The organism is Thalassotalea fusca (genome assembly GCF_053485835.1).
This window is the reverse complement of the sequence record NZ_JBQRUN010000086.1, coordinates 1-235: the sequence shown is the minus strand read 5'-3', so window position 1 is coordinate 235 and position 235 is coordinate 1. Positions and strand designations below refer to the sequence as shown.

General features: G+C 44.7%; 1 protein-coding gene. It reads left to right on the top strand.

The annotated features are described in order from the left end of the window. Window positions 1-235: EF-Tu C-terminal domain-related protein (locus ACSLUK_RS20115; protein WP_448550563.1), on the top strand; the 235-nt coding region annotated here is incomplete at both ends.

Here is a 235-nt window from a genome sequence, read left to right as displayed (position 1 = left end):
GTGGTCAAGTACTTGCTAAGCCAGGTTCAATCAACCCACACACTAAGTTTGAGTCAGAAGTTTACGTATTGACTAAAGATGAAGGTGGTCGTCACACGCCATTCTTCAAAGGCTACCGTCCACAGTTCTACTTCCGTACAACTGACATCACTGGTGCTGTAGAGCTTCCAGAAGGTGTAGAAATGGTAATGCCAGGCGACAACTTGAAGTTTGTTGTTGAGCTAATCAACCCAAT